The 18,350-nt window shown below is 68.2% G+C and carries 14 protein-coding genes; 10 read left to right on the top strand and 4 right to left on the bottom strand.

What is annotated here, in order from left to right:
* Positions 1-71 precede the first annotated feature (71 nt).
* Together JYA75_RS22285 and JYA75_RS22280 are read left to right on the top strand one after the other, a co-directional pair.
* On the top strand, positions 72-4,124 hold the full coding sequence (locus JYA75_RS22285; RefSeq protein ID WP_203329354.1) for an AAA domain-containing protein: 4,053 nt from the start codon (positions 72-74) through the stop codon (positions 4,122-4,124).
* Positions 4,125-4,241: 117 nt separating this feature from the next.
* Positions 4,242-4,574, top strand: a complete 333-nt coding sequence (locus JYA75_RS22280) for a hypothetical protein (RefSeq protein WP_203329353.1) — start codon at positions 4,242-4,244, stop codon at positions 4,572-4,574.
* A 228-nt stretch (positions 4,575-4,802) separates the two neighbouring features.
* On the opposite strand, the gene JYA75_RS22275 is transcribed toward JYA75_RS22280, so the two are convergent.
* Positions 4,803-5,942 carry a hypothetical protein gene (locus tag JYA75_RS22275; RefSeq protein ID WP_203329352.1) on the bottom strand — a complete coding sequence of 380 codons (1,140 nt, stop codon included), beginning with the start codon at positions 5,940-5,942 and terminating at the stop codon, positions 4,803-4,805.
* 551 nt (positions 5,943-6,493) lie between these two features.
* On the opposite strand from JYA75_RS22275, the gene JYA75_RS22270 reads away from it, so the two are divergent.
* On the top strand, positions 6,494-6,700 hold the full coding sequence (locus JYA75_RS22270; protein WP_203329351.1) for a hypothetical protein: 207 nt from the start codon (positions 6,494-6,496) through the stop codon (positions 6,698-6,700).
* Between the two features lie 839 nt (positions 6,701-7,539).
* Here the strand turns inward: JYA75_RS22270 and JYA75_RS22265 are convergent.
* The 3 genes from JYA75_RS22265 to JYA75_RS22255 form a co-directional block, all read right to left on the bottom strand.
* The gene (locus JYA75_RS22265; protein WP_203330232.1) at positions 7,540-7,911 is read right to left on the bottom strand and encodes a hypothetical protein; all 372 of its coding nucleotides are present in this window, start codon (positions 7,909-7,911) and stop codon (positions 7,540-7,542) included.
* A 476-nt stretch (positions 7,912-8,387) separates the two neighbouring features.
* On the bottom strand, positions 8,388-8,882 hold the full coding sequence (locus tag JYA75_RS22260; RefSeq protein ID WP_203329350.1) for a DUF2510 domain-containing protein: 495 nt from the start codon (positions 8,880-8,882) through the stop codon (positions 8,388-8,390).
* Positions 8,883-9,362: 480 nt separating this feature from the next.
* A protein-coding gene (locus JYA75_RS22255; protein ID WP_239010595.1) for an IS5 family transposase occupies positions 9,363-10,180 on the bottom strand; the annotation gives its coding sequence in 2 pieces (ribosomal slippage) (positions 9,363-9,821 and positions 9,824-10,180; 816 coding nt in all).
* 659 nt (positions 10,181-10,839) lie between these two features.
* Here JYA75_RS22255 and JYA75_RS22250 point away from each other — a divergent pair.
* From JYA75_RS22250 to JYA75_RS22220, 7 genes are all read left to right on the top strand, one after another.
* On the top strand, positions 10,840-11,052 hold the full coding sequence (locus JYA75_RS22250) for a hypothetical protein (protein WP_203329349.1): 213 nt from the start codon (positions 10,840-10,842) through the stop codon (positions 11,050-11,052).
* 158 nt (positions 11,053-11,210) lie between these two features.
* Positions 11,211-12,263, top strand: a complete 1,053-nt coding sequence (locus tag JYA75_RS22245; protein WP_203329348.1) for a LacI family DNA-binding transcriptional regulator — start codon at positions 11,211-11,213, stop codon at positions 12,261-12,263.
* A 127-nt stretch (positions 12,264-12,390) separates the two neighbouring features.
* Positions 12,391-13,476, top strand: coding sequence for a pyrimidine utilization protein A (gene rutA, locus JYA75_RS22240; protein ID WP_203329347.1), 1,086 nt, complete (start codon positions 12,391-12,393; stop codon positions 13,474-13,476).
* Between the two features lie 72 nt (positions 13,477-13,548).
* A complete protein-coding gene (locus JYA75_RS22235; RefSeq protein ID WP_203329346.1) occupies positions 13,549-14,517 on the top strand; it encodes a carbon-nitrogen hydrolase family protein in 969 nt (322 codons plus the stop codon).
* Positions 14,514-16,166 carry an amidase gene (locus JYA75_RS22230; protein ID WP_203329345.1) on the top strand — a complete coding sequence of 551 codons (1,653 nt, stop codon included), beginning with the start codon at positions 14,514-14,516 and terminating at the stop codon, positions 16,164-16,166. Before JYA75_RS22235 ends, JYA75_RS22230 begins: the two co-directional genes overlap by 4 nt.
* Positions 16,159-17,652: an MFS transporter gene (locus JYA75_RS22225; protein ID WP_203329344.1), complete on the top strand. Its 1,494-nt coding sequence runs from the start codon at positions 16,159-16,161 to the stop codon at positions 17,650-17,652. Before JYA75_RS22230 ends, JYA75_RS22225 begins: the two co-directional genes overlap by 8 nt.
* Positions 17,649-18,287 carry an isochorismatase family protein gene (locus JYA75_RS22220; RefSeq protein ID WP_203329343.1) on the top strand — a complete coding sequence of 213 codons (639 nt, stop codon included), beginning with the start codon at positions 17,649-17,651 and terminating at the stop codon, positions 18,285-18,287. Before JYA75_RS22225 ends, JYA75_RS22220 begins: the two co-directional genes overlap by 4 nt.
* Positions 18,288-18,350: the final 63 nt, after the last annotated feature.

The following is an 18,350-nucleotide window of genomic DNA, read 5'->3' as shown; positions in this document are numbered from 1 at the left end:
ACCGGACGCAGCCGAGGGCTGACGAGCATCTCTGGGGGTGCCTTGGCTCGTGGACCAGGGAGGGACAAGCCGTGACGGATGGGGTCGACGTCGAGCGACGGACGGGATTGGTTGCGGCGGCAGTGGAGCGGTGGCGCAAAGACCTGATCGATGTCGGCAGACGCAACACCTTGCTGTACTACAAAGATCTTCGTGTCGGGACCTTGGCTATGGAGGGTGTCCCACTGGGGCCGCTGACGGAGTTGCTCGCTGGGCGCCCGGTCCTGATGTCGCGGTTGTACCCTGAGGAAACAGAACGCACGGAGGCCCGGAAGCGGCTGCGCACCATCCACAAGAAGGTCCGAGAGCTCCAAGAAGAGCGTGGCATCAACGCCGGCTACCTCACGGTCGGCATGGCGACCTGGAACGAGGCGGAGACGCAGCGTGCGGCCACGGAGCCGATGGCCCCGGTCATCCTGCGCCAGATCGGAATCACACCTCGGTCAGCGGCCGAGGACGACTTCGAACTGTCCCTCAGCGACGAGCCCGAGATCAACCCGGTGCTGCTTCACGTGCTCGCCGACCAGTTCGGCATCGACATCGACGCCACCGACCTCGTCGACCTGATCCGACTGGACACCCCGTTCGATGCACACCCGGTGTTCGAGCGACTCACCAAGCAAGCAAGCCGAGTGAGCGGATTCGCGATCAAGGATCGCACGGTGATCGGGACGTTCACCTACGCCAAGCTCCCGATGGTCAACGACCTCGAGAACGGACTCGAACTACTCCAAGCGCACGATGTTGTGGCGGCACTCGCCGGAGACACAACTGCCCAGCACGCCATCCGCGGCGACCTCGGGAGCATCGACGAGGCGCTGCCCGATCACACCTCTCCTCAGGACGAGTTCCTCGTCGCCGACGCCGACTCCTCGCAGAACTACGCGATCAACGCGGTGATCGCCGGAAACAACCTGGTCATCAAGGGCCCGCCGGGTACCGGAAAAAGTCAGACCATCACCAATCTCGTGGCAACGTTGATCGCGCGTGGCCACCGGGTGCTGTTCGTCGCGGAAAAACGGGCCGCCATCGACGCTGTGCTGTCGCGGCTGCAGCGCGTCGACCTCGGTGGTCTGGTGATGGACCTCTACGACGGTGCGCCTCACCGTCGTAAGGTCGCCCAAGACCTGGCCGCCGCCCTCGAACGAGCAGGACGGATACCGCCCCCGAACCTCACCGGCTTGCACCGTGAGTTGACGACGAAACGTGCGCGAGTGCTAGAGCATGACCGGCGCATGCACCAGCCCCGCGGTCCCTGGCAAATCAGCGTTTTCGACGCACAGACGAGGTTGCTCGGCCTACACCCGCCCGACATCGACTTCCGACTCCACGGCCCCGACCTGCGTAATGTGCAGGAGACTGTCATCGCTGCGGCCAAGGACGACCTCGCCCGGTACGCCGACCTCGGGGGACTCGCCGAGCCGTCGGCGAGCCCGTGGACCGGTGCCCCGATCGCCACACCCGATCAGGCACGCACCGCACTCACCGCGATACACCAATTGCGGGACCGTACCATTCCGCAGGTCATGGACGTGTTGACCACGCTGCTGCGGCAAACGGGTTTGCCGCAACCGCAGACAGTGGCAACCTGGCCCCGGGTCTTCCGGCTCGTCGACGCAGCCGCCTACGTGCTCGGATTCTTCACCCCCGAAATCTTCACGCAGGACCTCTCTGCACTCGTTGCGGCCACCGCGCCATCGTCGTGGCGCAGGGAGAACCGGGTGACGCTCGGCTGGGGGGAACGCCGCCGGCTTGTCAAACAGGCGCGCAGTCTGTGGCATGGGCAAAAGCCCTCAGCCGGGGAACTACACGCACCACTGCTCGCCGCGCACCAGCTGGTCCTGGACTGGAGAAGCGTCTGCTTCGACGGACAGGGCCCGCGCGTACCGACAAACCTTGATGCGGCCCATGCAATCTACGACCAGTTCCGCAGCGAACTGCAGGATCTGGGGACGTACTTACCGCCGACCACCGATCTTGAAGCGCTCACCCCTACCGAGCTCCCACACCTGCTCGACAGTCTCGTCGGCGACCAGGCGACGCTGCAGCGTCTGCCCCACCGCAATACGCTCGAAGCGCGCTTACAGGCTCTCGGTCTCGGACCGCTGATCGACGAATGTCGCCGTCGCCGCGTCGGTGCCGACGCGGCCGCCGAGGTGGTGGAAGCCGTGTGGTTGCGGTCGATCCTCGACGAGATCTCGGTCACCGACACCGAATACGGAGCCTTCCAAGGCGCCTCGATGAACCGCACGGTGGAGGCATATCAGCATGCGGATACACAGCACATACACACCACGGCGACACGAGTGCAACGCTCCTGCGCCGAGAAGCTCATGCAGGCACTGGATCAGTATCCCGAGCAGGCCACATTGCTCCGAGCCGAGGCGGGGAAGAAGACGCGACACCGGCCGATGCGCGACCTACTGAGCGGAGCGGCCGATGTGCTACTCGCGCTGAAGCCCTGCTGGGCAATGTCGCCTCTGGTCGTCAGCCAGGTACTGCCCATGCAGCAATTGTTCGACGTGGTGATCTTCGACGAAGCCAGCCAGATACCCCCTGCCGACGCTGTGCCTGCCATCGCCCGCGGTAAGCGGGTCGCCGTGGCCGGTGACGAGCGCCAACTGCCCCCCACCAGCTTCTTCGCTACAGCAGTGGCCGACGATCCCGAGGACTCGGGCCTCGACCCGGGGACCGTTGCACTGACCAGCGGCTACGAGTCGGTTCTCGATGTGCTCAGCGCGATCGTGCCGTTCCGCAGTCTCGCCTGGCACTACCGAAGCCAGGACGAGCGGCTGATCGCCTTCAGTAACGCCCACATCTACCACTCGTCGCTGACCACCTTCCCGGGCTCGCACACCGAGGGCGTCCTGCAACATGTCCAAGTGCCCTTCGTCGCCGGCGCTGCCACATCCGAGGAGTCCGCTCTCGCCGAGGTGGACAAGGTCGTCGAGTTGATCCTGCAGTATGCACAGGACCGACCTGAGGAGTCCCTCGGCGTCATCACCATGGGCATCAAACACGCCGACCGCATCGAAGCGTCCCTTCGAAGCAAGCTCGCCGCAAGACCCGAACTCGATGAGTTCTTCCGCGAGAGCCGGCAGGAGCGATTCTTCATCAAGAACCTCGAACGAGTTCAAGGCGACGAACGCGACTCGATCATCTTGTCTGTCGGGTACGGCAAGGGCGCCGACGAGCGCATGGTCTACCGGTTCGGCCCACTCAACACCGACGGCGGCGAACGACGACTCAACGTGGCGGTGAGCCGGGCCAAGCGGCGGATGACGCTGGTGAGTTCGTTCGGCTCAGCCGACCTCGATCCGAATCGCTTGAACAGTCGCGGTGCGGAACTGCTCGGTGCGTACATCGCCTTCATGGAATCAGGCGGAACCGACCTCGGTTCCGTCGCCGCGGTGACACCGCAGCTGAACCCCTTCGAGATCGACGTCCACGACCGTCTGTCTCGCGCAGGCATCCCGGTGACCGCTCAGTTCGGAGTGAGCGGTTACCGTATCGATTTCGTTGCCTCACACCCCACACAGGCAGGCCGGATGGTCCTCGCCATTGAAGCCGACGGCGCCAGCTACCACTCGTCCCACACGGCTCGTGACCGTGACCGCCTCCGACAGGAGCATCTGGAAAGGCTGGGATGGCGCTTTCATCGGATCTGGTCAACCGACTGGTTCCGCGACCCGCATGCCGAAGTGGCCAAGGCTCTCAGTGCCTATCAAACGGCAGTGCGGGATGCCGACTCCGGGACGGCCCCAGCGCGCGCCGCGCGTACTGCGGCACAAAGTGATTTGGAGCCCACCACCCACCATGTCGCGACCCGTAGTCTTCCCAAACCGGCCCTCCGGCCGGGATACCCGATTACCGACTACCCCCCGTCGGAACTTGTCGCCCTCGTCAGATGGATCGAAAGTGATGGGCTTCTGCGCACCGAAGAAGAAGTTATGCGCGCGGCGATGACCGAGCTGGGGTACCGGAAACGAGGCAGTCGGATCGTCGCCGCACTCGGCAATGCCATCCGGATTGCTCGCCGGCGCACCGCAGAAGGACCGACTCCTCCGAGTGGAACCGTGCGGTGACCCAGATCCGCCGCCGTACCCCATTGCGGCGAGTACTCTTCTCGTACACGACCAGATCCAGTCGTGAGGCGGACCGGATCTTCTTCTTTCCATGCCAGCCCGACCGACGAGGTGCGCATGACCGACGAACTTACCCTCGACGTTACCGATCGGATCGAGCGTATGAAGGCCCTGGAAGATCGCTGTGGCATCACACTTGAAGCCTTGTACGCGGTTTTCGTGAAGGACGACTACCGCCGTGGTGTGCAAGTCAACTTCGATGTGGTAGCGCCGTCTATCCGCAGCCTGCAGATCGTCGTATCGGTATACAACCGTCGAGGGCAACTCGTGAGCACGGCCCCCGCCGCGGTTCTGAACGAAGACAGTTTCGCAGGGTTCGAGTCCTGCAGCACTACCCTCGACTGCGAGGAACCCCCGTCGAGGATCAGAATCTATCCTCAGGAGTTCTAGCAGCACCGAACAACCGGTGGTTGCCGAGTCTGCGCTGGTATATCACAGATGGAGCACCGGAGGAGTCGGATCGCCGTCGGTGGGACGTGCCGCTACCCGGCTCGCGGATGGACGCCCAGACGAGCCGATACGTGTCCGCGCAGCGGCCTGCTCCCAGGGCAGCAGTCGGTCCCGCTCCGCTGCAAGGTTCGTGCTCGGCCACCGGCGCCGTTACCTGCTGCGGCGGAACTACTCGTAGAGTGCGCTCCCGCCCCGCCAGTCGTTGTCGTCGTCGGTGGGGCTGCCGAGAAACTCCTCCGGGTCCTGGCCGTAGGACGCCGTGCCCCATTCCAGGCGGGAACGATGCGAAAAGCGCGGATCGTCGGGGCGCGCCGGACTCCCGTAGGGGGTGCGGGTCGTCCACCGCCCGGGCTGGACGTCCCGGTCGGTGGCCTGCGTCGTGTTGCGTGAGTTCCGTCGGCTTTTGGTCCGCTTCCGCTTCGTCGTCTCGCCGAAGCCATGCAGCGGAGGCAGCGGTAGCCTCCGCCGTTCGTGGTCGGGTATCGAGCCCAGGACTGCCCGCACCATGCGCGCCATGTCTTTCCCGCATGCCCGGCAGAAGGTCAACCGGCTGTAGTGGGCTTCCTCGGCGGTGCACCAGTGGTGGATCGGTTTCGACGAACGGCAATTGGGGAGGGTGTGGACGCGGCCGGCACCGGTCTCGACGAACACCCGCCGGGTGAGAAGGTGCGCGGCAGCGCGCCGTCGGGAGGTGGTCGCACCGTCACCGGAGCGCACAGGACCGCCGGGTTGCTGCGGTGCCTGGCGGGTTCGAGCCTGCCCCGAGATCCGCGCTACGGGGGCGGCGGGGCGGCTGCTCGAAGGCGACGCCGAGTTTCCCTTATCGCGTCGTGGCCCGGTTGCTGCAGCGTTCGCAGGGACCGCTGGTCCGGGCGCGGTGGTCGCCGCCGGCGCTGCTGCGGGGGTGCGCGGTGTGACGGTCGTGGCAGATCCGGTAAGCGGCGGGCAGATTCGTGCAGGCGAGCCGGTGGCGGCATCGGCGAGAGCGTGGTCGAATCGGCTGTGGTAGCCGTGTCCGAACTCGTTGTAGCTGTCACCGAGGTTGTGGAATGCCTGCGCGATGGCGATGCATTCGGCCCGGCTGTCGCAGGTGGTGCTGTGGGAGGCGAACAGTTCGGGCACCCGTGCTCCGCTGTCGGTGTCCATCGGATAGATGCGCAACTCCCAGCGCCCACTGGCGGCGCGTTTAACGACGTACCGGTAGCTGACGGTGTCGGCGCTGCTCACCCCCGGTGAGGCGACCTTCGTGGTGAACTTTAGGGAGGTGGCCGGATCACGCTGCGGAACTGTTCGCCCTCGACGCGCCATCGGTAGTCCTTCCTGGACTGTCGGGATGGCGGCCCACGTCGGCCACCGATCTCGGCTACTGGAGAGAACTTCTACATTCAAGCACCGTGAGTGTGTCGTAGGCCACTGACACACCCGGGATTTCCCTTCCCATGTCGGTGCCGACAGTGTGGTCGTGCGGCGTGATCAACCGGGGGACTTGCCTCCAGTCGCCCCCGGCCGACCTACAAGGTAGGTGCCCGGTCCGGCCGGTGATTCGCTGTCCATGGAGAACGCTGACGCTCGTTGTCGTCGTCACCCGGCGTACCACCGGGAATGTGCGCCAGCCTGTCGCTGCCGACCATCGCAGCCAGCTGGTCGGAGCGGTCACTGTGCGGCGGGGTGGCTTGTGGTGCACTCGCTGGGTCGTCGTCGATCCGCCTTCTCAGATGACCACGCCGGATCGCGTGCGTGCCGTCGCCCGGACCTTTCACCCACACCCGGGGGCGGGACTGCCGACGGTCGGTAACGAAACCGTCCCACCCCCGATGTAGCAGACCGGACAAAACGTACGTCTCGAGGAAAGGCATCTGATGCTGCGCAAGTTCGTCGTGACCGCCGTGACCGCCGTGACCGCCGCACTCGGAGTCGGGTCGGTAGGTACCGCCGCTGCGGACACCGCCGCGCCCGTGCTCGAACCCAACTGGTGCAAGTGGGAGCGCTTTACGCCGGAGTGCATTGCATTGTGGCTGGCGGGCGTGGCGACCGGCTCGGCGGAATCCGGCTCTGCCCTGTCCTGATCGTGTAGCAGGGCTCGGCCGCATCCGCCGAGGGGCACGGCTCAAGACGGCGGTCCGCGGGCCGTTTCGTTCGACCGCATGCACGTCCGCCTGTGAGGATGCGGTGTGCCGTCCGGTACGGCACCGTCGGTGTTGCGACCGCCTTTGTGCTGGATCACCGTTCGCGTCGAGGACCTCGCCCGGGTCCTCGATACCGTCCTGCTCCAGTGGGTCTCCGGGCGGCCATCCCACCGCGGGAAGAGGTCATTCGGTGATGCGTGCCTCAGGCGGAACGGCACCTTCCGTCGAGACTGGGAAGATGCGTGCCGTGTGTTCAGTTCACATCGAGCATGCACTTCGCTCCTCGGGTGGCCGGCCGGACCGGCAGTGCCGCATCGGGTCCTGGAACTATGCGAGGCGCTAGGGGCCGGTGGTGGTCGAGGTGTTCGGCGCTCGTCTGCCGCCACCTCGAGCATCGGCGGCGGATCGTCAGCGCCGACGGCGCACCGTTCGATCCGGCCGATGCCGTGGTCACCGTGCCGATCCCAGGTTGCCGGCCCCGGCAGGTCCGCGCCCGGCTGCCGCACGGTGGTGGTCTACTTGCGGGCCTCGACGAGGGAGTGCGCGAAGGCCTGCGCCAATTCAGCCGACTCCACGCCGTCACGGTCGAGAGATTTCGGCCGCCGCTGACGAGGGATAGCGCCGCACGCCCATGGCTTCGGCGAGGCCGGCGCCGCTCGCCCCCTGTTTCTGCCCCGTCCGTAACGGCGTGGTCTCCTCCCGGGTGTCTGGGACTCGCACCCGTGCCGCGACGGATACAGCACTGCCCCGGTGATTCCTACATCGGGGGCGGGCTGTGCCTACTGTTCGACGTTCCCGTCCTGGTCAACGCCTCCGCCGCGGAGGATGCCGTCGAGGATCTCGACGAGCGGCCCGGACTGGCCGACGAGGGCGAGTTCGATCGACAGCAGCATCGCGTTCTTGCGGCGCATGTGGTGGGCCTGCCGGCTGGCTGAGAACTCGCGGGCCATGAGTTGGCATTCGTGGCTGTCGATGCGGTCGAGCAGTTCGGCGAGTTCGTGGATGGTGACCTCGACGGTGCCGAGGGTGGGGTTGCCGTGCTCGGCGGCGCGGGCGACGGCGCCGGCGAGGCGGTCGCGGAGGTCGCCGAGAAGCCGGTTGTCGACGTCGTGGGGGTCCTGACCGCCGGTGGGGGTGTCGTCGCTGGTCACGGCCTTGAGGATAGAGCGGGGGCGGGGGCGTGACCTGCAAGGGGGCGCGTCTGCGAGCGGTGTCCACGGCGGCGCCTACTGATCAGGCCCGACCGCTTGACGGGTGCCGCCCACGCAGTGGCTCGAGCGCGTTGTCGACCGCTTGCACAGCCAGGACAGCGTCGAAGCCAAGCGGTGCTCGAGGCCTGCGAACGCCGTGACATCGTCAAGGCCGCGACTAGGGAACGGCAGAAGGCCCGCAAGGCTCAGGGCCGCGCCGAGTCGGCCGCGGCCGGCCGGCGACTGGCGCGAGCAGATGTCGGCGCCGCGATCCGGTTCCCCAGACCTCCATCGCGTCCCTCCGTTCGGAATGCCCAAGGATTCCGGCAGGAAGGTATGGATGCGGTGGCGACACGACGTGGGAGACATCAGTTCACGGCGGTCTCTGGCAGTGTCAGCCGCAAAGAGGCGCCGGCGCCGTGAATCACAATCACAGCCTAATTTCCGGGAGGCCGGGGAGCTGTACCGGACGACCAGCTGGTGCCATCCCAGTACCGAATGCGCTGCGTGTCCCAGGGGTCGGGGTACCAGCCACGCAGCATGAACGGCTTATAGGGTCCATCCGTCAACGGCGCAGACTGTCTCTCACGAGGTAATGCAGGAATGCCGGGTGGGACGGGTGCAGACATGCGATCAGTGGTGGCGGCTGCAGTCGTACTGGACGGTCGTTGATTCGGCCGAATCAGCCGGGCGCCAGCGAGGGTGAAGAAAGCCACGACCATCGTGATCACCACCCAGAGCATGGCATTGTCCTGAGCGTGGCTGCACGCGTTCTCGGCCAGCACGCCGAAACCTTCGAGCGCATAGTGCCTCGGCTCTTCGACGGTGCCGCAGTCGAGGACGCCTACTGTTATCGGCCGAAGGAAGTGAAGATAGGCGGCCAGAAGGAGTAGGGAAAAGCCCGCCCACTCGACGAACCGACGCACGCTCATGTTTCCGGCCCTCGCTCTCGTAGATGTGGAGTGATTGTTGCTCAACCTCACCCCGAGGGACGCACCACCCGTGTTCTGCTCTCCACTTTTCGCCGAGGAGTGCCGCTGCCCGTAACGCATCGGATCGGGCGACTGGATCGGTCATCGGATGCAATATGCAGGGCTTTAGTTGACATATATCGGTTATCGGCTCTCGCTGAAGTGAATGGAAAATGTTGCAGTGCAGTCTATTTAGTTCTTGTGCGATTTTATGAATTGCGAAGAGCCTCCGCTGCTGGGGGCGTCGGATCGGCAGCATCGGGGATGCGGGGCGCCGGGATAGTCTCAAAGGCCGCGCCGTAATGAGGTGACGCCCACCAGGCCATGGCGCCCCATAACGCGCTCGGCTACCACGCCATCGACTTCCACCCACCTCGGTGAGGAGGGCTGCCATGCCCCTGCCGGCGGGTTCGATCCCGTGAGACGAATTTAGAGGATGTCTCATTTGGCGAGCTTCTTCCAGCACGTCAGCGCGGCAGCGAGTTGGAGAAAGCCAGCGAAGTGCTCGCCGTGACATTCGTAGCGCATCGTCAGCCGGCGGTAGCCGGTCAGCCACGCCAGAGTGCGTTCGATCTTCCACCGGTACCGGCCGAGACGCTCGCTGCTGTCGACGCCACGGCGAGCGATGCGCGGGACGATGCCCCGCTCACGCAGCCACCGACGGTGGACGGCGGCGTCGTAGCCCTTGTCCGCCCGCAATCGGCCGGGTCGCCGGCGCCGCGGACCACGGCGCGACCGCACCGCCGGGATCGCGGTCACCATCGGTTGCAGCATCACGCTGTCGTGGGTGTTCGCCGAGGTCACCGCGGTCACGAGCGGAATGCCCTCGGCATCGGAGAGGACGTGGATTTTCGATCCGTTCTTCCCGCGATCGACCGGACTGGGACCGGTCAAAGATCCCCCCTTTTGGCCCGGACGTGCGCGGCGTCCAGGATCGCGGCGGACCAGTCCAGGTCCCCGCCGGCCCCGAGCCGGTCGAGAACCTGGCGGTGCAACTCGTCGAACACCCCGGCCTTGACCCAGGTCGCGAAGCGGCGGTGCGCGGTCGGGACACTGACCCCGAACGACGGCGGCAGGTGCCGCCACGCGCAGCCACTGGTGAGCACATAGACGATCGCGGTGAACACCGCCCGATCGTCCAGCGCCGCACGCCCACCGCCCTGAGGCCGCGCCCGAAACCCAGGCAGCATCGGTTCGACGATCTCCCACAACGCATCCGGCACCAACCGGGAAGACAACGCATCAACCACGACATGCATCATGCCGCACACACGATCTAATCCATAAGAGACACGCTCTTAGTCGCCCTCCTGCAGGTCTGCCCGCACGACAGTGTGACACCACCTGCGCTTCCCGTAGGGGTGGGAGACGTCATCGACCCAAATGTTGAACGTGACGTTCAACATTCACTGGCCGTGTCAGGTGTCCTCGGGCGGCTTGACGAGGTTGTAGTCACTGGACTTGCCGACATTCACCTGAAAGGCAGTGGCTTTCCGTCCGTGGCGTCTGAGCAGAATCGGGCGTGGTAGGAGATTTTGGTTGTGGTGTTGCGCCTGCTCCAGTCGACTATGCCTCTCCCCGTACGTGCCGTCAATGTGAGAAATAATGAAGCAAGATGCTGGGTGGGCATCCAGCGCTCGTCGATGGAGCAGGTCGCGCGGCGGGGGCTGTCCCGCATCACGCTCGACCGGTGATTCGCCACCTAGGACGCACTGGTCGACCAGGTCGTGATGCGCGAATTTCGCCGGTAGTTCGACCGGTTCCTGGTCGAGATCCAGTCGGCGCCCACAGTCGCCGACCGCGTCGTACTGGGATTCGTGAGCTTGCTACGAACGATCCGGATCAACCCACTGATCGGCAGCCGCCTCCAGAGCGAACCGACCTGCTGGCCGGTTCGTTCGTCGGTGAGGACGGGCGGATGCTCACAACCGTCCGGCAGTTCGTCGCCCGCCAGCTCCGCAGCGAGCAGCGCCCCGGCAACATCCCGAACGGACTGAACATCGACCTGACGGCCGAAATGATGGTCCGGATCTCGATGGTCCTCGGCGACGTGGTCGACATCGACGACGAGCAACTGGCGGCGCTCGCGCGGCAGTTCATCGTGCCGAGGTTCGAGCGAGACTACGAATAGCGCCGGGCTCTCGGGACTGCACGGTCGTTGTCATGAGCAACCTGACACCTGAAGCGGACACCTTGCATCGGTTTCAACCTGCTGGAACCGGTCCAAGCCGTCGACGGCGGGTGCGAGCCTGAGCGCCGGGAGGGGCGATGCGCACCTAGAATCCGCTCGTGGGCAACAAGTCGGTTACCAGCTACGACGTCGCACGCGCCGCGGGCGTGTCGCAGTCGACGGTGTCCCGCGCCCTGCGCGGCGACCCGCGCGTCATCGAGGAGACCCGCGAGCGCATCCAGGCCCTGGCGAAGGAGATGGGCTACGTCCCGCACATCACGGCCCGGAGCCTGATCACGCGGCGATCATCGTCGATCGCGGTGGTCAGCGGTGACCTGCGGAACCCGTCGTATCCGACGCTCGTGAATACGCTGCAGGACCGGTTCGCGCAGCACGACTACCGGGTGCTGCTGATGAGCGACCGGACCGAGGGGTCGTTGGAGAAGGACATCCTGGCACTGCGCGGCGGGCTGGTGGACGGGGTCGTGTTCATCTCGGCGCGGCTGGACTCGCCGATCGTGTCGGAGATGATCGACTGGAAGATCCCGCTGGTGATCCTCAACCGCGACGTCGACGGCAGCCAGGCCGGCCGGGTGGACCGGGTGACCTCGGACAACGTCGGCGGGGGCCGGCTCGTCGCCGACCACCTGATCGAGATGGGGCACCGGCGCATCGGGCTGATCTCGGGCCCGTTGGAGAACCCGAGCGTGAAGCTGCGTGAGACCGGCTTCCGGGAGGGGCTCGACAGGCACGGCGTCTCGCTGGACGGGACGCTCGTCCACCGCGGCGCGGTGGACGCGAGGACCGGTTTCGAGGGCGGCATGGAACTGCTGAGCCGGCCGGACCGGCCGACGGCCGTATTCTGCGCGACGGACTACATGGCCTTCGGCACCCTCGACGCCACCAAGCGCCTGGGCCTGCTCGTGCCCGACGACGTGTCGATCGTCGGCTACAACGACCTCGACGCGTCGGGCTGGTCGATGTTCGACCTGACGACGGTGCGCCAGCCCCTCGAGGACATGGCCTCGGCCGCCGCCGAACTGCTGCTCGCGCGGATCGACGGCGCGGCGGGCGCGCCGGTGCACCGGAACTTCGCCGTGGAATGGGTGCAGCGGGGGAGTGCGGCCCCCGTCGGCCACCTGGGACGTGCGCAGTCCGTCAAAGATCGTTAACCGGGGCAACAAGTCCGTCACCCACGGGCTCCGATCCGGCAATAACTCCTGCATACATTCGAAGTCATAGCGAGCAGGGCAGTGTTGCCCCACCGCTTCATCGAATCCCCGCAGCTTCAGGAGCGACATGGAAATCGGCGTCTTCATCCCCATCGGCAACAACGGCTGGCTCATCTCCAAGAGCGCCCCGCAGTACATGCCATCGTTCGAACTCAACAAGACGATCGTGCAGAAGGCCGAGAAGCACGGCCTCGACTTCGCCCTGTCGATGATCAAGCTCAAGGGCTTCGGCGGCGAGACCGAGTTCTGGGACCACAACCTCGAGTCGTTCACCCTCATGGCCGGCCTCGCCGCCGTCACCGAGAAGATCAAGCTGTTCGCCTCCACCCCCATCCTCACCCTCCCGCCGGCCATGGTCGCCCGCATGGCGTCGACCATCGACTCGATCGCCCCCGGCCGCTTCGGCGTCAACATCGTGACCGGTTGGGCGCCGAACGAATACACGCAGATGGGCCTGTGGCCGGGCGAGGAGTACTTCGGCTACCGCTACCAGCAGGCCACCGAGTACGTGACCGTCATGCGGCAGCTGTGGGCCGACGGCGTCAGCAACTTCAAGGGCGAGCACTACACGATGGACGAGTGCGTCCTCTCGCCGAGCCCCACCGGCGGCGCCGTGCCGATCGTCGCGGCCGGGCAGTCCAAGAGCGGCATGAAGTTCGCCTCCGAGATGGCCGATTACAACTTCATCATGGGCACGGGCATCAACACGCCCACCGCGATCTCCGACGCCACCGCCACCCTCGTCGAGGCGGCGAACAAGACGGGCCGCGACGTCGGCGCCCTGACCCTGTTCATGATCATCGCCGACGAGACCGACGAAGCGGCACAGGCGAAGTGGCAGGACTACCACGACAACGCCGACCTCGCCGCCCTCGGCTACATGGCCGGCCAGTCCGCCGCCGACGCCACCGCCGACGACGCCTCGACCGCCAAGACCATCTCCCTGCCCGAGGGCGCGGTGAACTTCAACATGGGCACCCTCGTCGGCTCGTACGAGACCGTCGCGAAGATGCTCGACGAGGTGGCCGAGATCGAGGGCATCAAGGGCATCATGCTCACCTTCGACGACTTCGTCGCGGGCATCGAGAACTTCGGCACCCGCATCCAGCCGTTGATGAAGAGCCGCACCACCGTTCAGGCCGAAGCCGCCTGACCCCGAGCGGCGGGTGGGGGCGCGTGACCGATCCGCGCCCCCACCCGCCACCCCACACCCGGAGGTTCCCTCTTGCATCCGCGCACCCTCGACGTCGCGATCGTCCAGGCCGGCGAACTCACCGAGGACCTCCTCGGCAACCTGGCCCGCCTCGCCGCCCTCGTCCGCACCGCCGCCGCACCCGACTCGACCGGCGCCGTCCCCGACCTGGTGGTGCTGCCCGAACTGATCACCACCCCCTACTTCTGCACCAGCCACGACGTGGACCGCACCCCCTGGGCGCAGACCGTCCCCGGCGAGGCCACCACGCTGTTCGGCGACCTCGCCCGCGAACTCGGCTGCGCCGTCGCCTTCGGCATGTACGAGCGCACCACCCACGACGCCACCCACAACTCCGTCGTCCTCGTCGACCCGGCCGGTGAGGTCGTCACCTGGCGCACCCCCGACGGCGGCGCAGTGCCCGCCTACCGCAAGCTCTCGCTGCCCGCGAGCACGGTCGGCGACGTCGACATCGACGAGAAGTACCACTTCGCGCCCGGCCAGGCCCCCGCCACCGCCGACCTGTTCGGCACCCGCTTCGGCTGCGTGATCTGCTACGACCGCACCTTCCCCGAGTATTGGGCCGTCGCCCGCGCGCTCGGCGCCGAGGTGATGCTCGCGATCGTCTCGTCCCTCGGCACCCGCGAAGACTTGTTCCTCGCCGAGTTGCAGACCCGTGCCCTCGAATCGCAGATGTGGATCGTCGCCGCCAACCGTGCCGGGCCGGAGACCCTGAACGGCGTGACCGTCGACTACTTCGGCCTCTCGTGCGTCATCGCCCCGAACGGCGAGGTCGTCGCGCAGGCACCCGCGCACCGGGCGGGGGAGACGCTGCGCTTCACCCTCGACCTCGACGCCGTCCCGGCCGTGCGCGCGGCCTTCCCGCTGGCCCGCGACCGTCGCCCCGACGTGCTGCGCCTGCTCGCCGACCTCACCGCCGGCACCGTCCGGCCCGAGCCGCTGCCCCGGCCGAGTGCCCTGCCGCTGGAGGTGAGCGGGTGACCACCACCGACTATCCCGACCTCACCGCCGCCGCGGCCACCTCCGTCGACGACCTGCTGCCGCAGGCCCGCGCCGACATGGCACCCCTGCTCGAGACCTCCCGGCTCGCGCCGCTGCCGCCCGCACCCGACGCGCCGGCCGCCGAGCCCGCCCACTCCGTCGCGCTGCTCGCCGCGAGCCCCGTCCCGGCCCCGCCCCTCCCGGCCCCGGCGCACCGCGCGCGCACCGGCGCGGCGCTGCACGACCTCGGCGTGCTCGACCTGCTCGCCGCCTACGCCGCCGACACCACCACGCCCACCGCGGTGCTCGCCGCGCTGCGCGCCCGCTGGGCCGACCCGGCGCTCGTCGGCGGGGCGATTCTCGCCGTCGTCGACGGCGCCGACGAGGCCGCCGCCGACTCCGACCGCCGCTGGCTGGGCGGCACCGCCCGCCCGCTCGAGGGCGTCTTCTTCGGCGTCAAGGACATCGTCGACGTCGCCGGCGCCCCGGTCACCGCGGGCTCGCACACCACCGGCGACCGCGTCGCCGGCACCGACGCCACGGCCGTCGCCCGGCTGCGGGCCGCCGGCGCCATCCCCGTCCTGATCACCGCGACCACCGAATTCGCCTGCGGGGCTCCGCACAACGCCCGCCACGGCGCCGTCACCAACCCGTGGGACCGCAGCCGCTGGACCGGCGGCTCGTCGACCGGCTCGGCCGGCGCCCTCGCCGCGCGCCTCGTCCCGCTCGCCCTCGGCACCGACACCGGCGGCTCGATCCGCGTGCCCAGCGCCCTGTGCAACCTCACCGGCATCAAGCCCACCTACGGGCTCGTCCCGCGCACGGGCGTCGCGTCGCTGTCGTGGACCCTCGACCACATCGGGCCGATGGCGCGCTCCGCCGCCGACCTGCGCGTCGTCCTCGACATCCTCGCCGGACCCGACGGCCTCGACCCCGCCGCGGCCCCGGACGCGGTGGCGCGGCAGGTGCAGGCCGGCCTCGCGGACCCCGGCACTCCCGGCGCGCCGTCGCTGGCGGGCGTGCGGCTCGGCGTCCCCACCACGTGGTTCACCGAGCTGTGCGACGCGGGCGTGCTGGCCGCGTGGGAGGCGGCGATCGCCGCGCTGCGGGGCCTGGACGTCGAGGTGGTGCCCGTCGACATCCCCGACGCCCACCGCCTGCACGACGACGTCACCATCGTGCTCACCTGCGAGCTCGCCGCCAACCAGGAGGGCGCGCTGGAGCGGTTCGCGCGGTACGACATCGGCACCCAGGTGCGCATCGCGCGCGGGCTGGTGCCTTCGGCGGTGGACTACCTGCGTTCGCTGCGCCGCCGCGCCGGCGCCCAGCACGCGACGGTGCAGGCGTTCGACACCGCCGGGATCGACGCGTTCGTCACCCCGGGCATCGGGGCGACGGCCGCGCGGCTGTCGGACGTCACCGTCGAGATCGACGGCGTGCGCCACCCGATGCAGTCGATCGTCGGCCGCAACACCGGTCTGTTCGACTACCTCGGCCTGCCTGCGGTGATGGCGCCGGCCGGTTTCGTCGGCGGGCTGCCCGTCGGCGTGCAGATCGTGGGCCGGCCGTGGGCCGACGACACGTGCCTGCGCCTGGCGCAGGTGCTGCAGGCCGTCACCGGCGTCCACGAGCGTCGCGCCGATGGATAGCGTTGCCGCACGGCATCATCCGCATCCGTGGCGGGTGTTCGCGGCCACCAGTGTCGGCGTGGTCGCGGTGTTCCTCAGCATCAGCGGCCTCACCGTCGCGCTGCCCACCGTCACCCGCGAGCTGGGTGCCTCGGCGGCGCAGTCGACGTGGATCCTGTTGGGCTACATGCTCGTCACCACTGCGCTGATCCTCGTGTTCGGCCGGCTCGCCGACATCGTCGGCCGTCGCCCGTTGTATCTGGCGGGGCTGGCGGTGTTCACGGTCGCGACCGGGCTGTGCATGCTCGCGCCGACCGCCGGGTGGCTGATCGCGGCGCGGGTGCTGCAGGGCGTCGGGGCGGCGGCCGTCGTCACCAACAACACGGCGCTGCTCACCGACACCTTCCCGCCGCACAGCCTGGGCCGGGCCCTCGGCTGGAACGCGACCGTCGCGGCCGTCGCGCAGGTCGTCGGGCCGGTGATCGGCGGTGCGGCGACGGCCGCGTTCGGCTGGCGCGGGCTGTTCGTCGTCGTGCTGCCGGTGGGGGTGCTGGCGATCGCGTCGTCGCTGCTGGTGATCCCGCGCGGCACCCGCCGTCGCATCGAGCGTGAGCCGTTCGACCTGGCGGGAGCGGTGCTGTCGACCGCGCTGCTGACCGCCGTCGTGCTGGCGTTGACACCGGGGGTGACGTCGTCGCCGTGGTTGCCGTGGGCGTGCGGCGCCGCGAGCCTGGTGCTCGGCGCGGTGTTCGCGGCGGTGCAGATCCGTCGCGCCCATCCGCTGGTGGACCTGACGCTGTTCCGCAACCGCGGCATCGCGCTCGTCCTCGTGGCGGTGCTCGTCAACGCCGTCGCCACCTACGCGGTGACGCTGCTCGTGTCGCTGTACGGGCAGGCAGTGGGCGGGATCTCGGCCGTCGCGGCCGGGTTGCTGGTGATGCCCGTCGCGGTGGGCACCGTCGTCGCGGCCGCCGCCGCGGGCTCGCTCATGCTGCGCTTCACCCCGCGCGCGCTGACCGCAACGGGCATGGCGCTCAACGCCGTCGGGCTGCTCGGCGTCACCCTGATGCTCTCGCCGGACGGCGGCTCGCTCGGGGCGACGGCGCCGTTCCTGTTCGTCCTCGGTTGCGGCACCGGCCTGTTCATGACCCCGAGCACCAGCGCGCTGATGCTCACCGCGCCCGCGGAACGTCGCGGGATCGCCAACGGGCTGCGCTCGACGCTGCAGAACGTCGGCTACCTGCTCAGCACCGCGCTGGCGCTGGCCGTCGCGACCGTCGGGCTCAGCGCCACCGCGCGGCAGGCCGCGTACGGCGGCACCCTCGGCACGCTCGGCAGCGCCGAGCTGGCGCGGTTCGTCGACAACGTCCGCGCGGTGGGTCTCGCGCTCACCGTCGTCGCCGCCGCGGGCGTCGCCGTGTGCCTGGCTTTCCCGCCCCGGAACGTCGCCGCACCCGCCGCCGTGCGTCCCCTCGAACCCGTCACGACCCTGAAGGACATCGCATGACGCTCGCCGACCGCACCGCCCAGGCGGCCGACTACGCCCGCGCCGGCTTCGGGCAGGAGCTTCAGCCCGGCACCCGCCCGGCCCTGATCGTCGTCGACCCGGCCCGCGCCTACATCGACCCGGACTGCCCGCTTTACGCCGGGGTGGAGGGGAACGTCGCGGCGATGCGCACGCTGCTCGCCGACGCCCGCGCCGCCGGCATCCCCGTCGTGATCACCGAGGTGCGGCTGCGCGCCGACGGCGCCGACGCCGGGGTGTTCTTCAAGAAGTCGGGCACGCTCGTCGCGTTCTGCGAGGGCAGCCCGTACGGGGAGCTCATCGACGGCCTCGAGCCGACGTGTGCCGAGCTGCTCGTGACGAAGAAGTACGCGAGCGCGTTCTTCGGGACGTCGCTGAATTCGTACCTGACGTCGCTCGGGGTGGACACTGTCCTCATCGCCGGCCTGTCCACGAGCGGCTGCGTGCGCGCGACGACCCTCGACGCGATGCAGCACGGGTACATCCCCATCGTCGTGGAAGACGCCGTGGGCGACCGGGATCCGGCCATCCACCACTCGAACCTGTTCGACATGCAGCAGAAGATGGCCGAGGTCTGGGCGCTGACCCGCGCCCAGTCCTACCTCGCCCGTGCGTGATTCCGGTAGCGCTGGCTACCAGAAACGCGCACGGGCGGCGGAGCCGCACGGCAGTTAACACGA

Origin of the sequence: Rhodococcus sp. PSBB066 (assembly GCF_017068255.1) — a bacterium.
In the GTDB taxonomy this organism is placed as follows: Bacteria; Actinomycetota; Actinomycetes; order Mycobacteriales; family Mycobacteriaceae; genus Rhodococcus; species Rhodococcus aetherivorans.
Note: the sequence above shows the minus strand (reverse complement) of the source record. Positions and strands in the feature narration are given on the sequence as shown.

Excerpts from the sequence above, each read along its gene's own strand:
- JYA75_RS22260 (WP_203329350.1), bottom strand. The coding sequence starts at position 8,882 with ATGAGCGTGCGTCGGTTCGTCGAGTGGGCGGGCTTTTCCCTACTCCTT.
- rutA (WP_203329347.1), top strand. The coding sequence starts at position 12,391 with ATGGAAATCGGCGTCTTCATCCCCATCGGCAACAACGGCTGGCTCATC.
- JYA75_RS22220 (WP_203329343.1), top strand. The coding sequence starts at position 17,649 with ATGACGCTCGCCGACCGCACCGCCCAGGCGGCCGACTACGCCCGCGCC.
- JYA75_RS22270 (WP_203329351.1), top strand. The coding sequence starts at position 6,494 with ATGCTGCGCAAGTTCGTCGTGACCGCCGTGACCGCCGTGACCGCCGCA.
- JYA75_RS22280 (WP_203329353.1), top strand. The coding sequence starts at position 4,242 with ATGACCGACGAACTTACCCTCGACGTTACCGATCGGATCGAGCGTATG.
- JYA75_RS22275 (WP_203329352.1), bottom strand. The coding sequence starts at position 5,942 with ATGGCGCGTCGAGGGCGAACAGTTCCGCAGCGTGATCCGGCCACCTCC.
- JYA75_RS22225 (WP_203329344.1), top strand. The coding sequence starts at position 16,159 with ATGGATAGCGTTGCCGCACGGCATCATCCGCATCCGTGGCGGGTGTTC.
- JYA75_RS22250 (WP_203329349.1), top strand. The coding sequence starts at position 10,840 with ATGCTCACAACCGTCCGGCAGTTCGTCGCCCGCCAGCTCCGCAGCGAG.